We start from the raw sequence: 13831 nt of genomic DNA, 5'->3' as shown, positions 1-13831 counted from the left end.
CAGCATGGGCATATACGGCCAGGACTGGGCTTCGTACCAGTCGTCGACCCCGGACACCAGCGGCCTGTCCTTCGCCTTCGTCAAGGTCACCGAAGGGTTGTCCTACATCAACCCCAAGTGGGTAGCTCAGCGCAACCACGCCAAGGCACACGGTCTCGTCTGGGGTGCTTACCACTACCCCCACATGGCCAACAACGCCGTGGCAGAGGCCGATTACTTCCTGAAGCAGGTTGCTTGGCAGCCCGGCGACATCATCGTCCTCGACTGGGAGGGCTACGACGACGCCAACGCCGACGTGTCGAAGTCCCGGCAGCGTGCCTACAGGGACACATGGCTTGCCTACGTGAAGGACAAGATGCCCGGCCACCCGGTCGGCATGTACTGCAATCTCGACTACTGGCTCAACGTCGACCAGACGTCCAACTGCGGCGACTTCCTGTGGATCGCCACCGCCGGACGTCCCGCTGGCCAGCCCGGCATCCAGGCTCCCTGGCTCTTCCACCAGTACAGCGACAACGGCGTCGACCGTGACTACTGCCGCCTTGCAAGTCGCGATGCGCTGCGCGCCTGGGCCCTGTCCTTCCAGTCCCAATCCCAGCCGCCTACTCCACCCACGCCTGCACCCGCGCCCCGCTTCACGGAGGACGACATGTACGCCTACTTCACCGTGCCCGCGGGCACCGACTTCGACCTCCCGGTAGAACCCGCCGGGACGCTCAGCTCGCCTTCTGGCGGAGCCCGCAACGGCCCCATCTGGCTGATTCTCTCCGCGCAGGGCACCGATTCCCAGGTCACTACTGCCTTCCACGAAGAGGGCGGAGCCTGGGCCACACCGTCCAAGCCGGCGCCGGTCACGGTCACCGGAGACAAGCTCGTCCTTCACCTTCCTGCCGACCGCAACGTGGACAAGGTCCGCATCCACTCCACGGCGCCCCTGATGGGCTACATCGTCGGCCGCCAGGTCGCCTGACCTTACTCAAAGGGAGTCTCATGAGAATCTTCGGACGCGAGCCCGCGATGGTCCTTGGCCTCATCAGCGCCACCCTCAGCCTGGTCGTGACCTTCAACGTCGGTCTGAGCAGTCAGCAGGCCGGCGCCATCGTTGCTGTCACCTCCGCCGTCTTCGCCGCCATCACCGCAGCCCTCACCCGACCCATCGCGCCGGCAGCCTTCACCGGCCTCGTCGCGGCCACTGTCTCTCTGCTCGCCGCCTACCACTACAACGTCACCCCAGAGACGGTTGGTGCCCTCAACGCACTCGTCCTCGCACTCCTCGTCTTCCTCACCCGCGGCCAGGTCTCCCCGGCCGCACCCACCGAGCCGGTACTGCAGCCGGTCCGTTCCACGGAGCGCTGATGGGTGGGGCGGTGGCCCAGCGGATCCGCTGCCTTCTCGGCCGCCGCGGCACGTTCCTCCTTCTCATCGGCATCGGCAAGATCTGCTGGGGACTGGGGTTCCTCGTCGTTCGTCAACCCGCCCCACAAGGGCTTGACCTACTGCTCGGCGCCGCACCGCTGCACTGGTGGGCCTGGGTCTGGATCGTTGCCGGCGCTGTCACAGCCGGCAGCTCCCTGGTCCGAGTCGGCCGAGACTGGCTCGGCTTCGTAGCTGCCCTCGTGCCGCCCACGCTCTGGGCCACCGCCTACACGGTGGCGACCGTCACCGGTGATTACTCCCGTGGCGGCTTCGTGGCCCTGTGGTACCTGACCTCGCACATCGGGGTCATCCTGTGGGCCTCCGGGGTGCCCGAGTATGAGCTGCCGCCGGAATGGTGCAGGCGGAAGGACAGCGCATGAGTGTCTGGGCGGGTGCCGTCGCTATCCTGGGTACTGTCGGCATGGTAGTAGCTGGGATCTTCGCTGCCCGCGCTACCCGTGCCGCTGCCGCGGCCACCGCTGATGCCACGCGCGCCGCAGCAGAGGCCACTGCAGAGCCGGCTCAGCGCGCCGCAGACCTCGCCGCCTTCAAAGCCATCCGGGACGACCTCACAGAAGAAGTCCGTGAGCTCAAAACGGAAACAGTACGTCTGCGCGGCATCGTGCGGGCCTTCGCGGGCTACGTGGGTGACCTCATGACGACGATGCGCGCTTCAGGCGTCGAGCCACCGGACCCGCCCCCGTTGGTGGACGAGTACAACAGAACTGGAGTGTGAATGCCCGAGCAGCCGGCACCGGTACGGGTGCAGCCCTCCATCGACCTGGCCGCTGGCGATATAGAAGCCCTCCAGCAGCTCGGCCTGGTCGACCAGCAGCCCGTGCCGTCTCCAGAACCACCGCCTCCGCCGACAAGTGGCTATGACGGAGGTGCCTGATGTTGCCTGTCGCACTGAAGCCTGGGAGGCCGAGGATGAGTCTGATAGTGGGAGCCGTGCGCTTGTGCGGGCGAGTCAGCAGGCAGGCGTTCAACGGGATCAAGTCGCTCGTGGTTTCGAAGCTGCCGCTTCTCGCGGCTCCAGCAGTCGGAAGCACACTGGAGCCGACTCCCACACCTTCCCAGTGATGACAAGAAACATCTATGTCCCGCCATGCCCCGCTGTCCCTCACAGGGACAGCGGGGCCTTTACCTATGACGGCGTCGGCTAAGTGGATCGCTGGGCAGGGAACCGCGGAGCGCGGTGTCCCGCTGTCACCCGGCCAATGCCTTGCTCAGCTCGGCTGCCTGCGGGCCGGCATCCCGAGATGGGATCGTCCACCGGTAGCTTTGGCGGATGCCGTCGACGTACACGAGGGTGCCCCCGCGCTGATCCTCGCGGATGTCGAAGGCGACGGTGCGCCACTGGAAGGCACCCGGCTGAACTGGGCCATGATGATTTAGGCCGTCGATGCCGACATTACTGGCGTTCCCGTCGCCGGTCGTTACGACCTGGCCGTCCGGCGCGATCCATTGCCACCCGCCCCGCTCGATCGGCGCCGTCTCGGCCGCCGCAACCGCGCTCATCGCCCGGTCCTTCACCGTGACCACGACGAACAGGCCGCGCTCCGGCTTGTCGATGATGGCCTTCGTGGAGTACACGACGCTCGTCGGCGTCACCTCCAGCCGGCCCGTCCCTCCGCTGCCCACGGTGTCCGCGCTCTTCCCAAGCGGGGTGTCAGCGCTAGGATTCGACGGCGGGGCTGCAGGGGAGCTCGTGGCAGCCGAGGGCTTGTCCCCGGAGGGCGAACTCCCGCCGCCTCCGCTGCATGCGGTGAGCGAGAGCGCGGCGGCAAGTAGCAGTGCGGCGCCGGACGTGCGCATGGTTCCCCCTTGATGCGGTTGCGGCGCACCGTACCGCCGAAGGTCCCTGAGCCGCAGGGGATGCTGGAGAGCTGTCACCCCCGCGTGGCGTCAGGGCGCGGCTCGTGTGCAGGGGGCAGCCCTTGATAGCCCGTGATAGATGGCCGATGCGAAAGCGCACTGCATCCCGACCTAGGGGGGCCGTCCCCCCCCCCGATCCACGAGCAGGGATCCTGCTGCTCGTTGCAAGGTGGCGACCGTTCAACTACATGGCGGATGCGACAGCCACCCATGCAGCCTGCGATGAAGAGAGGCCATCATGATCACGCCAGGGACCACGCCAGCTCGCCGTATCGGAGATCCCCGCTGCGGCTTCTGCGAGACCATTAGTGATCCGCCTTGCGGGCGACCCGCCACATGGCACATCGCGTGGGGTCTCACCCAACCTTTCGAGATCACTTTGGTATGCGATGAACACATGGCCGAGTGTCAAAAACGCTTCGTTTACGCTGACCGGCACCGGGCGGAGATTGCATGTGATATGCCGGGCACTGGTTGGCTGATTGAGCAGCCTAGCCGATGCGTGCTGTCAACAGATGAGCCTGGTTGAGCAGTTCTGTCTCGCGCGAAGCGGCGAGTGAGGGTGTCGCCGCCCGGCGCCGCGCGGGGCTCGGGCATGTCAGCTCAAGCGTATGCTCTCCCGGAGGGGCGTAACGCTCAGGCAACAGGGGCGTTGGAGTGTCTGCTGCCTAGGTGATAGCCCGCGATAAGATGCCATATCGACGCTGCCCGTTCGAACGACGTTCGACTCTCGTGGGGTAGTGTCGCCGGTCGGTATGCCTCCGGCTGTGCCTCATTCGCGCCGTCTAGTCTGTGGCGGTCCGCTCATCGTGTTCGCGCAGCATGCGCATGACCGTGGCGGGAGACGGGTGTTGTCCCTTCTTCTTGCCACTGGAGATGACGAGGCGGGCGGCAATATCGCGCAGGCTCATCCCTTGGGCACGGAAGTGGAGAGCGATGTCGAGCATGGCATCGTCAGTGACGTTCGCGCCGCCAATGGTCGTGCCCCGCTTACGGGCTGACTCATGACCTTCGAGGGTGCGGTCGCGGATGTACTCACGCTCCATTCCCGAAAGCGCGGCCAGTACGGTGAACACGACGCCCGAGGGGTCGTGCGAGCCCTGGAGCTCACCGGTGAGGAACTGCAGGCCGACGTCGCTCGCCTTCAGTTCCTCGGCAAGGGTGGCCAGTTCGATGCCGCGACCGAGGCGCTTGTGTTCGTGGACGACGAGCGTGACGCGCGCCCCGGAGGCACGCAATTCGCCGGCGAGGGCGACGGCCTTGTTCAGCTCGGGGCGTTGGGCGGCGCGGGTTGAGATCTTTTCGGAGAACACCCGAGTGACTCCCGCTTCGGCGAGCGAGTCGAGTTGGGAGTCGAGCGACTGCCGGGCGGTGGACGCGCGAGCGTACCCCAGGCGGATGTGGCCGATGGCTTCGCTGCCAGCGTTCCTCGGCCGGGGCAGCTCGGCCCAAGTGGATCCTGGCTTGCGAACGGCGGGCGTCGGTACGTTGAGAGCCTTGGCGAGCTGGGGCACGAGACGGAAGCGGGCGGTGTGGTACTGGACGGCTACCTTGCCCTTGCCTGTGCGGCACGGTGAGCCCGCAGGGGCGGCACAGGTGGACATTGGACAGTCGTGTGATTCCACGCGCTTGAAGTCGTCGCTCACAACCCGACTGTTTCATGGGTTGTTGCAAACTGTCGAGCCGTTTGCAACAACCCATGAAACAAAGTTCGTCCTGGATACGTCCGCCGGTCGACGGTGTTTCACAGGCGAACACCTATGAAACAGTCGCGCCCAAGGCGTTGAGCGGCAACAGCCGGGACCGTGCTCAGCGCATCGCCGACAGGCGGACGAGGGCTCTGCGAGCCCGTACCTGCGAGGCGCGTGAATATGACTCATTCCCCGACGCTTAGGGAACGTTATGCGCTAGTCGCGCTGAGCCCCTGCTCTGGGCGGCAGGCGTCACAGGGCCGCACGCCGGGCTCGGCTAGCGCAAGCGCAGCCCCGCGCTGGTTGAGCTTGGCACCCTTCGCCAGCGGGCAGTCGGCTCGGTGTAGCCAGTTGATCGGTTGGTCGCGGGTGCTGGGGACGTGCTGTAGCACCCAGCCCCCGCCCTCTGCCTCGGGCTCTGGCTTTGTCGGCCGTTTCGCGTCCCGGATGGCCTCACGAACCTGCTGCAGCTGTAGCTCCAGGTACGTCTCCAGGGTGCGGAGGCGGGGCAGGTCCGGCGGCAGGTCGCTCACGCGTCCACTCCTGCATCGGGATGGCGGACGGCGCGCTTGACCGCTGCTTCGAGCGCAGCCCGATTCAGGCCCTCGGGGTTCTTCTGGCCGGTCTTCGCATGCTGGGTGATCGCTGCCTGCGCACGGGTCGCGGCTTCCCTCCAGGCTCGCCATTGCGCATCCCACTCGTCGCCGGCCAGGTCTGCCAGCTTCGCGCGCGCGTCATCAGAGGCCCGTTGGAGATCAAGCAGCTCATTCGGGACATTCAGGGCATCGGGCATGCTATCGATTTTAAGACAGGCGCGAGCAAGTCACGCCGCCCGACCCCACCGCTCCAGCCACTGAGCCGCTAGCCACTCCGACCGGAGCGCCTCATAGACAGCCCGTTCCTCCGGTCGCAGGCTCCGCCCGCGGCGAGCGCACAGAAAAGCGCGGATCGCTGCATTTACGACAGCTGCGGAACGCGTGGTCCCCTCAGGCGCTATCAGCTGGCCCATGGTCACCACCGTAGGAGAGCGCACTGACAACAGCTGCCGTGTCGCTTAGATCATCAAGAACACGATCAGCGCCTGCCTTGATCAAATCTGATGCGCTGCTGCGCCCGGTCGCCACCCCCACCACCGGTAGCCCGTGGGCTCGGCCGGCCTCCACGCCGGCAGGCGTGTCATCGACGAGCACCGCCTCCCCGCCCCCGACACCAGCCCGCTCCAAGGCGAGCCGGACCAGCTCAGGCCGCTCCTCGGCATCCTCGCCGTAAGCACCGATATCCCACTGAATGTACTGGTCCAAGCCGAAAACCCCCAGCTTGATCTCAGCGACCGGCCGCACGTTCCCTGAGACGACCGTCTGCCCCCACCCATGCAAGTCGGCGACAGCGGCCAAAGCAGCAGCCGCGCCAACAAGGGCATGACCGCGCTCCCGAAGCTCACCAGCCCGCCTCACATGCGCCTCGGCCAGCTCTTGGGCGAACCGCTCGAAGTCGTGGCGGCCTGTTTCGATGCCGTGGAGCCGGGCTGTCTCGCGGAAAATCACAGGCTCCGTGATCCCATCGATCTTCGCTTGGCGCTCCATACGCCGGCCCAGCGTCCGTTCGAATGCCTCGGCCGACAGCTCCCGTCCCACTCCACGCGTATCAATCAGCGTGTGATCGATGTCCCACAGCACGATCCGACGCATCCCCACCGGCTCCTCCCACCACCAGCCAGCCCCTCAAGGCTGTCACACGAACGAGCGTCCCCACCCACTACCAGCCACGACTGCGCAGTACCGTGAACATCAACCACAGATCAGCCTGTAGGGGGCCTGCATGGCCACAAGCGCCGCCACGATCGGCACGCGCATCCGCCACTGGAGACGTCGTACCGGACGCTCCCAAGCCGCGATCGCTGGCCTCTGCGGCATCACTGAGGGCTACCTCTCCCAGATCGAACGCGGCCGCAAGATTCCCGCCCTCGACGTCCTTCTCGCCATCGCCCGAGAACTCGGCGTCCCCATCGCAGCACTGCTCGAAGAACACACCCACGCGCCTACCAGAACCACCCCCACCACAGCGCCAGACGTCGCCGCAATCCTCATGGGATACCGCACCCCGCCACCCACCCCGGGAGCCGTCACCCCCGCAGCCTTACGCGACCGCGTAGAAGCAGCCTGGCGAACCTGGCAAACCTCCAGAACCCGCTACACGGACGCCGCCCACATCCTGCCCACCCTCCTTGCCGACGTCGAGACAGCCCTCCAGGCCTCTAACGCCGACAGCCCAACCAAGCGCGACATCCTGCGCACAGCCGCAGACCTCTACGGTCTCCTTCGCTCCTACTGCCGCCGTACCGGACGCCACGACCTCTCCCTCCTCGTCGCTGACCGCGCCCTCAGAGCAGCCCAAGACGCCGACGACCCCCTCCGCATCGCCGCCGCTCAATGGAACCTGGGCCACGTCCTCCTCGGCACTGAACCCGAAGGCGCAGAACAAGTCGCCACCCTCGCCGCGGAACAACTCGCCACCGCACCCCCAACCCTGCAGACCCGCGCCCTGGCCGGCGCCCTCGGCCTCGTCACCGTCACCGCAGCCGCACAACGCCGCGACTGGTGGACTGCCCGCAAGCGCCTAGAGGACCTCGAGCGGCACGCCACAACCCTGGGGGAGGGAAACGTCGGCTGGACTGTCTTCGGGCCCACCAACGTCGAGCTCCATGGCCTTAGCATCGACATGCTCGCCGGCCAGGCTGCCGACGGCCTCCGCCGCGCCGACCACGTCGACATCACCCTCGTGCCCTCCCGAGAGCGCCAGTTCACCTTCACCCTTGAAGTCGCCTGCTGCTACGACCTCAGACGCGAGGACGCCGCCGTCCTCGTCCACCTCCTCGACCTGGAGCAGATCGCCCCAGAGGACATAGCCAGAAACCCCCAGGCCCGCCAACTCGTCGTCCGCCTACGATCTCGCGTGCGCCCCACCTACCGGCGCCAGATCGAAGCCCTCGCTGACCGAATCGGCCTCGACCAACCCCCGGACCAGTAGACAACCCGGTCCCACAGTCCGGGTCCATACGCCGGCACCCGCCTATCCTCGCCGCACCACTACACGAGCGAGGGACCGATGGAGAGCATTCACCAAGCACTCGCCCGCAGAGACGGGACGAGACTCCTGCCTGCCGGCATCTCCTGGGATGCCATTCGCACCAGCCGATATCAGGGCCTGCAGGCAGTCGAACGGCTTGGCTCCCACCTCGGCGACGTCATCGTCGACCCGACGGCCAAGCTCCTCTACTTCCTCGTCCCGATAGGGACCGCCGCCGTATGGGCTCTCCCCGATACTCGTCCCGTCGGCATGGGCAGCTACCTGGTGATGCCACCCCTGACCAGGACCAGCCCACCCGGACCGTACTGGCTACGACAACCAGGGCAGGCTCACCGCCTCACCAGCGCGAAAGACCTGATCGCTGCCCTCACCGGCAAAGCGCAACCGATGCCCACCAGCCCAGGGACAAGGTCAGGGCCCCGCGGTTACGTCACCCCCGAATGCCGTCTCGGACAGCATGCCTATTGTCATGGAAACACTGACATTCGCCGTGTGGGAGCCCCCACCTGGGAGGCGCCGGCAGAGCGCCTACGCTGCGCCTGCGACTGCAGACACCCGCTGCGGGGCGAGGCAGATCGCAAGTAGCACCCGGCCCCTGTGTGCCCCTGGTAGATCAACTTGTGATGCTGGAGACATATGCCAGAACAGCAAGCTGGCGTACCTTCATCGCACCTACCGAAGGCGCAACCGAACGGGTAGCTCCGTTCGGTCAAGGGGGATCGATGTTCGGTGCAGAGCTGCGAAGGCGACGGGAAGCCGCAGGCGTCTCGCTACGCCGTATGGCCTCGATCCTGCACGTCAGCCCTGGATGGCTCAGCCGGATCGAACGCGAGCAACACCAGCCGCCAGAGCACTTGGCTGCCGCTGCGGACATACATCTGGGAGCGGGCGGCGCCCTCATATCCCTGGCAGCAGTGAGCCACACGGGGGCCGGCCACTTGAAGCCCGCAGAGCTCCCCTCAGGGCCAGCCGCGTTCGTCGGCCGCAGCAGCACCCTGCGAGCCCTCGACACCTTGCTGGCCCAAGCGGAGAGCGCTGGCACCACGCTGACCGTGGCCCTCGACGGACCCGCCGGCGCCGGGAAATCCGCCGTCGCCATCGAGTGGGCGCACAGCGTTAGCAGCCGTTTCCCCGGCGGAGTGCTCTTCGCGGACCTGCAGGGATTCTCCACGGCCGGGCACGCGGCAGACCCTCGTCGCGTCCTGGAACGCTTTTTGCGGGCACTCGGAGCCCCGCCCGAGCGTGTGACTTCGGCTGACCTGGATGAACTCGCCGCGCACTTCCGCACGATCGTCTCCCACCGCCGCATACTGGTCATCTTGGACAATGCCAGAGACTCCCGGCAAGTGCGATCACTGCTCACCGGACCAGTCGGCACCAGCATGGTCCTCATCACCAGCCGCCGCCGCATGACAGGCCTAACCGTCCAGGGTGCCGCACACCGCGTACCTATAGCCCCCATGGAAGACGACGACGCCCTTGTCCTCCTGCGCTCCATCATCGGCGACGAGCGGGTCGCCGCCGAGCCCGCAGCCGCCCTCGCCCTCGTCCAGCGATGCGCACGCCTGCCCCTCGCCCTGCGCATTGCAGCCGTTCGCCTCGCCCCGCACCCGCACCGCCCAATATCCGACGCCGTCAGAGCCCTAGCCGATGACCGAGACCGCTTGGATGCCCTCGCCGACGGCGGAGATGACCTAGCCGTTCGATCTGCCTTCGCCGGCACTTACCGAGAGCTTCCCTCCGAGACTGCCCGCACCTATCGCCTCCTTGGGCTGCACACTGGTCCCCACATCAGCACTCCAGCAGCGGCAGCCCTCCTCGACCGTCCAGAGCCGGTGGCCCAGCGTCTCCTAGACGATCTGGTCGACTTCCATTTGCTGGACGACATCAGCTCCGGCTCATCAGGGCGCTACCGCTTCCACGATCTCCTGCACACCTACGCAGGGGAGCGCGCGGCAGCCGACGAATCGGAGCAGGGGCGCGAGGCGGCCATCACTCGGCTGACGGCCTGGTACGCGTCATGCGTGGATCAGGCCAACTACATCATCGCCCCGCAACGCCGCATCGAGCTGCTGCCGCCCCGAACTGATGTGGTTCCGCTCGACTTCGTCGACGCCCCACAAGCCGCTGCATGGTGCGATGCCGAGGCCGACAACTTCGTGCCGATCGTCCGGCTGGCCTCGGACCACCGGGAAGCCGCAGCGTGGCAGATCCCGACGCGGCTGTGGAATTGGCTACTCCTTCGCAAACCTTGGGCATTGTGGGAGGAAAGCCACGCCATCGCTCTCAGAGCAGCCACAGCCGCCGGGGACCAGGCCGCCCAGGCGTGGGTCTCCGTGAACCTCGGCGAGGGCTACAGGCAGTCCAGACGCTATGAGGTGGCGCGTGAATATGCCCAACGCGCCCGGGCACTACGCGATGACCTCGACGACCAGCACGGTCAAGGCTGGTGCCATGCCAGCCTGGGGTTTCTGTCTATCGACGAAGGCACCCCCGAGCTCGCCCTCACACACTTCCACCAAGCCCTGGAGCGATTTCGCGCGACGGACGACTTCCACGGGGAGGCCATCGTGCTAGCGGCTCTCTCGGAGGCGCACGACCTGCTGAACGCTCCCGATGCGGCAGAAGAAGCCTTCCAGATGGCCCTGTCTCTCGCCCGCCGGATGAACGACCTCTACGCCGAGGGAATCCTGTGGTTCAGGCACGCCAACGCTCACCGACACCGAGGTGACATGCAAGCAGCCCTCGAAAGCCTCAACGCCAGCGTGCAGTGCCGCCGCGCCGTAGGCGACGCATGGGGCACCGCGGAGGCCCTAGCCCTCCGCGGCGACGTGCTCGCCCAGATCGGCGACGACGGCGCGGCACGCAAGTCCTGGCAGCAAGCTCGAGATGCGTTCGAAGCGCTGGGAGACACCCGCGCAGCCGAGCTACGCCAGCGCCTGACCGGTGACCTGCCCAGCACGCTGGCTGACCAGTGAGGCGCGCACGCGCTCCATGGCCACGTCGGTGTCCACGGACATCGCGATCCTCACGGGACGCCGGTTGTCAGGGATGCTCGATGCTTCGGCCGGGTAGCCCTTCCGGTCGTCGATCAGCGTCGCCCCTCGGGAATGGCCCGCCAGCTCGACGACGACCTGGTGCTCCTCGTACTGAGCCAGGGCCTCGTCGCACATGATGGCCGCGGCGAGGGGATCATGCATGACACACCCCGTTCGGCCCTGGAGCTGGGTGTAGAGACCGACGTAGTCGTCCAGGATCTGCGTGGCGTAGCGGGCCGCCGGCGTGTCGACCTGGGCGACTGCGTCCAGCCACTCTCGGCTAACCCACGCGTGCTTCTCCGTGGCGTCCATGGGCACCACGACCATGTCGAAGCCGGCCCGGAACACCTCTTCGCCCGCCTCTGGATCGTGGCCCGTATTGGCATCCGCCCACGCCGTGAAATTGCCCGGGACCCGGAACGCACCCCCCATGTACACGATCTTGCGGATGAGCTGCGGCAGCCGGGGCTCCATCCGCAGGGCGAGAGCGAGGTCGGTCAGCGGCTTCAGCGCCAGGATCGTGAGCTCTCGCGGGCGCTGTCGTGCAAGGCGGACCAGCTGCTCCGCCGATGACTCCGACACGGCGGTCCGAGAGGGCGCGGGTCCGCCATTGCCGCCGAGCCCGTCGGGGCCGTGGACGAATTCGGCGGTGCTCAGGGGCTGCTGCAGGGGGGTGGGGTGTCCGGCCGCGACGGGAACGTCGAGCAGTCCTGCGACGTCCAGAACGCGTAGGGCGTTCTGCGTCGCTTGTGCGGTCGGTACGTTGCCGTGCCCTGCCCCTATTGCGACGATCTCCACGTCCGGCAGTCCGGCCAGGTAGAGGATGGCCCAAGTGTCGTCCACCCCAGGGTCGGTGTCGATCACAACGGAGAGGCGCTTGCCGCCGAGCGGGGATATGTCGGTAGGAGCCATGGAGACCTCGCTGATCGGGAGCCGGTGGTGCAGCGAAGTCTCGTGGGCCAGGAGGTGATGCGCCAGATGTTTCGTGTGATGCGAAACACGAAACGTCTGGCGTGTGGTGCGCAGGTCACGCACAGTGGTGCCCACGCCGGAGTCCTCCTCACAGCAGCTGGGCGCCGGCAGGCTCAGAGCAGCGTCGGGCCGAAGCAAGGCTGCCCCGCCCGCTGGTCCCCGGCGCTAGTGAGCCCCTCGTCCTCGACGAGGGGCTCGTGCGCTTCGGCCGGAGCCGAAGCCTGAGAGAACGCTCCAACTCATGAACCGCGCCACCCCTTGAGTGCTAGGAGAAGAGTTGTTGCCGTCATGTGCCGGCTCGGCGACCGCCATGATGGCTCCAGGGAAGGTGCCAGCCGCGTGCTCTCCATCGGAGACCGCGGCTACCAGCAAGGCGGGTGGTAGAAGCCTGCCTTGCTCGCTTGCAGACCTGAGATTCCTGTGCTGAGGGGATGCGTGCCTTACGTAGAGAGACGCGGCACCAAGTGGCGCGTCAAGTGGTGGGCCGGTGAGTACCTGCCCAACGGCAACAAGAAGTACGAGAGCGCGAGTGGCTTCGCCGACGAGGAAGCCGCCAGGAATCACGGACTCGACCGTGAGTACGAGGTCCGACATGGCAGCCACATGAGTGTTGAGAGTGGGCCAGCCCTGATGTCGGACTACTGCTGGCGCTGGCTTGAGGCTCAGGATCTTCGCGCGCTCTCCATTAAGAGCTACAAGACGGTTATCAACCGTCACATCATCCCATACTGGGGCAATAGGGCCGTCCAGGATATCTCGAGCTTCGAGTATGCGGCCTGGAAGAAGAGCCTCAACGAGCGATCCACCAAGGGTGAGCTTTCGTCCACTTATGCCCGGACCATCCTCATAGTGTTCGGCATGATCATGGACGATGCCGTAGAGATCTATCACCTACGCAAGACCTCCCCCGTCATCAGGGATCGACCACACCGAGGCAAGTACACGAAGCAGCCTCGCCGAAAGAAGCCCACGCACAACCTAGGCGTCGTGTACGCGCTGGCCAAGAACGCCTACACGGTCTGGGGTTACACCGGCTGGGTGTACATCTGGACAGCCGTAATGCAGGGCATGCGTCCGGGGGAGATGTACGGGCACGAGAGGAGCTACGCCTACCCCTTCTGGCCGGCATCCGAACCGGATCCTGAGCTGCGAGAGGAGTACATGGAGCGCTACGCCACAATGCCCGCCTTGCGCGTGCAGTACCAGCATCAATGGATCAATGGCGCCGCCACGCTCATAGAGCCCAAGTACGAGTCGTCCCGCAGTCTAGTGATGCCGCCCTTTCTGTCTGAGATGCATCAGCGGCTCCTCGGGTCCCACGCGTTGCCATGGACCTATCCATCCATCACCGGCTCGCCCCTGTTGCATTGCCGATTTCGGCGCGACTATTGGTATCCGATCCGGGACGGGGCGCCCGCTCGCTGCGCCCGTAAGGACCAGTTGCGAGCGGAGATCCCGCCTGTGAACGCGATGGCCGGGAAGCGGATCTACCTGCTGCGCCACTGGCTTAAGGAGATGCTCGACGAGGACGGCCACCCAGAGATTGCCGTCGAGACTCGCATGGGTCATGAGGTCGCAGGCGTGAAAGGCCTCTACAGCAACCTGACCCCGCGCATGGAGATGGACATTGCAGAGTCCTTGCAGTTGCGTTGGGAGAGGCTGATGGGACAGGAGGGAACAGAGTGGCTCCCCCCATTTCCCGCTTCTCTCCCAGTTGATCTATCAACTGCCGCATAACACCAGGTCAGA

The 13831-nt window shown here is 66.2% G+C and carries 13 protein-coding genes; 7 read left to right on the top strand and 6 right to left on the bottom strand.

Annotated features, from left to right (window positions below; all coding sequences use genetic code 11):
• Nucleotides 1–4 precede the first annotated feature (4 nt).
• Genes AC27L3_RS25440 through AC27L3_RS25425 form a run of 4 tightly spaced genes read left to right on the top strand, consistent with a single transcriptional unit; the run spans nucleotide 5 to nucleotide 2152 of the window.
• Entirely contained in the window at nucleotides 5–970 is a 966-nt protein-coding gene (locus AC27L3_RS25440; protein ID WP_487236377.1) for a glycoside hydrolase family 25 protein, read from the top strand.
• A 20-nt stretch (nucleotides 971–990) separates the two neighbouring features.
• Complete coding sequence (locus tag AC27L3_RS25435; protein WP_487236376.1) at nucleotides 991–1356, top strand: hypothetical protein; 366 nt, start codon at nucleotides 991–993, stop codon at nucleotides 1354–1356.
• An 11-nt stretch (nucleotides 1357–1367) separates the two neighbouring features.
• Nucleotides 1368–1796 carry a hypothetical protein gene (locus tag AC27L3_RS25430; protein WP_487236375.1) on the top strand — a complete coding sequence of 143 codons (429 nt, stop codon included), beginning with the start codon at nucleotides 1368–1370 and terminating at the stop codon, nucleotides 1794–1796.
• The gene (locus tag AC27L3_RS25425; protein WP_487236374.1) at nucleotides 1793–2152 is read left to right on the top strand and encodes a hypothetical protein; all 360 of its coding nucleotides are present in this window, start codon (nucleotides 1793–1795) and stop codon (nucleotides 2150–2152) included. The genes AC27L3_RS25430 and AC27L3_RS25425 overlap by 4 nt, the downstream gene beginning before the upstream one ends.
• Nucleotides 2153–2625: 473 nt before the next feature.
• On the opposite strand, the gene AC27L3_RS25420 is transcribed toward AC27L3_RS25425, so the two are convergent.
• The 5 genes from AC27L3_RS25420 to AC27L3_RS25400 form a co-directional block, all read right to left on the bottom strand.
• Complete coding sequence (locus tag AC27L3_RS25420; RefSeq protein WP_487236373.1) at nucleotides 2626–3060, bottom strand: hypothetical protein; 435 nt, start codon at nucleotides 3058–3060, stop codon at nucleotides 2626–2628.
• A 1019-nt stretch (nucleotides 3061–4079) separates the two neighbouring features.
• The gene (locus AC27L3_RS25415) at nucleotides 4080–4940 is read right to left on the bottom strand and encodes a recombinase family protein (RefSeq protein ID WP_487236372.1); all 861 of its coding nucleotides are present in this window, start codon (nucleotides 4938–4940) and stop codon (nucleotides 4080–4082) included.
• Nucleotides 4941–5194: 254 nt separating this feature from the next.
• Nucleotides 5195–5377: a DUF6233 domain-containing protein gene (locus AC27L3_RS25410; protein WP_487236473.1), complete on the bottom strand. Its 183-nt coding sequence runs from the start codon at nucleotides 5375–5377 to the stop codon at nucleotides 5195–5197.
• Between the two features lie 137 nt (nucleotides 5378–5514).
• The gene (locus AC27L3_RS25405; protein WP_487236371.1) at nucleotides 5515–5778 is read right to left on the bottom strand and encodes a hypothetical protein; all 264 of its coding nucleotides are present in this window, start codon (nucleotides 5776–5778) and stop codon (nucleotides 5515–5517) included.
• Between the two features lie 193 nt (nucleotides 5779–5971).
• Nucleotides 5972–6673 carry an HAD family hydrolase gene (locus AC27L3_RS25400; protein ID WP_487236370.1) on the bottom strand — a complete coding sequence of 234 codons (702 nt, stop codon included), beginning with the start codon at nucleotides 6671–6673 and terminating at the stop codon, nucleotides 5972–5974.
• A gap of 130 nt (nucleotides 6674–6803) precedes the next feature.
• Here AC27L3_RS25400 and AC27L3_RS25395 point away from each other — a divergent pair, with 130 nt between their 5' ends.
• Together AC27L3_RS25395 and AC27L3_RS25390 are read left to right on the top strand one after the other, a co-directional pair.
• Complete coding sequence (locus tag AC27L3_RS25395; RefSeq protein WP_487236369.1) at nucleotides 6804–8012, top strand: helix-turn-helix domain-containing protein; 1209 nt, start codon at nucleotides 6804–6806, stop codon at nucleotides 8010–8012.
• A gap of 683 nt (nucleotides 8013–8695) precedes the next feature.
• Nucleotides 8696–11050 (top strand): tetratricopeptide repeat protein, encoded by a 2355-nt coding sequence (locus AC27L3_RS25390; RefSeq protein ID WP_487236368.1) that lies wholly within the window; start codon nucleotides 8696–8698, stop codon nucleotides 11048–11050.
• Here the strand turns inward: AC27L3_RS25390 and AC27L3_RS25385 are convergent.
• Complete coding sequence (locus tag AC27L3_RS25385) at nucleotides 11000–12157, bottom strand: nucleoside hydrolase (RefSeq protein ID WP_487236367.1); 1158 nt, start codon at nucleotides 12155–12157, stop codon at nucleotides 11000–11002. The two genes, AC27L3_RS25390 and AC27L3_RS25385, sit on opposite strands and share 51 nt — an antisense overlap.
• Before the next feature lie 360 nt (nucleotides 12158–12517).
• Between AC27L3_RS25385 and AC27L3_RS25380 the strand changes: the two genes are divergently transcribed.
• Nucleotides 12518–13819, top strand: a complete 1302-nt coding sequence (locus tag AC27L3_RS25380; protein ID WP_487236366.1) for a tyrosine-type recombinase/integrase — start codon at nucleotides 12518–12520, stop codon at nucleotides 13817–13819.
• Nucleotides 13820–13831: the final 12 nt, after the last annotated feature.

Source organism: Streptomyces sp. PKA51, assembly GCF_057552455.1.
Note: the sequence above shows the minus strand (reverse complement) of the source record. Positions and strands in the feature narration are given on the sequence as shown.

Coding starts and splice junctions, on each gene's coding strand:
- AC27L3_RS25405 (WP_487236371.1), bottom strand. CDS start 5,778: ATGCCCGATGCCCTGAATGTCCCGAATGAGCTGCTTGATCTCCAACGG.
- AC27L3_RS25400 (WP_487236370.1), bottom strand. CDS start 6,673: ATGCGTCGGATCGTGCTGTGGGACATCGATCACACGCTGATTGATACG.
- AC27L3_RS25390 (WP_487236368.1), top strand. CDS start 8,696: ATGCTGGAGACATATGCCAGAACAGCAAGCTGGCGTACCTTCATCGCA.
- AC27L3_RS25395 (WP_487236369.1), top strand. CDS start 6,804: ATGGCCACAAGCGCCGCCACGATCGGCACGCGCATCCGCCACTGGAGA.
- AC27L3_RS25425 (WP_487236374.1), top strand. CDS start 1,793: ATGAGTGTCTGGGCGGGTGCCGTCGCTATCCTGGGTACTGTCGGCATG.
- AC27L3_RS25440 (WP_487236377.1), top strand. CDS start 5: ATGGGCATATACGGCCAGGACTGGGCTTCGTACCAGTCGTCGACCCCG.
- AC27L3_RS25435 (WP_487236376.1), top strand. CDS start 991: ATGAGAATCTTCGGACGCGAGCCCGCGATGGTCCTTGGCCTCATCAGC.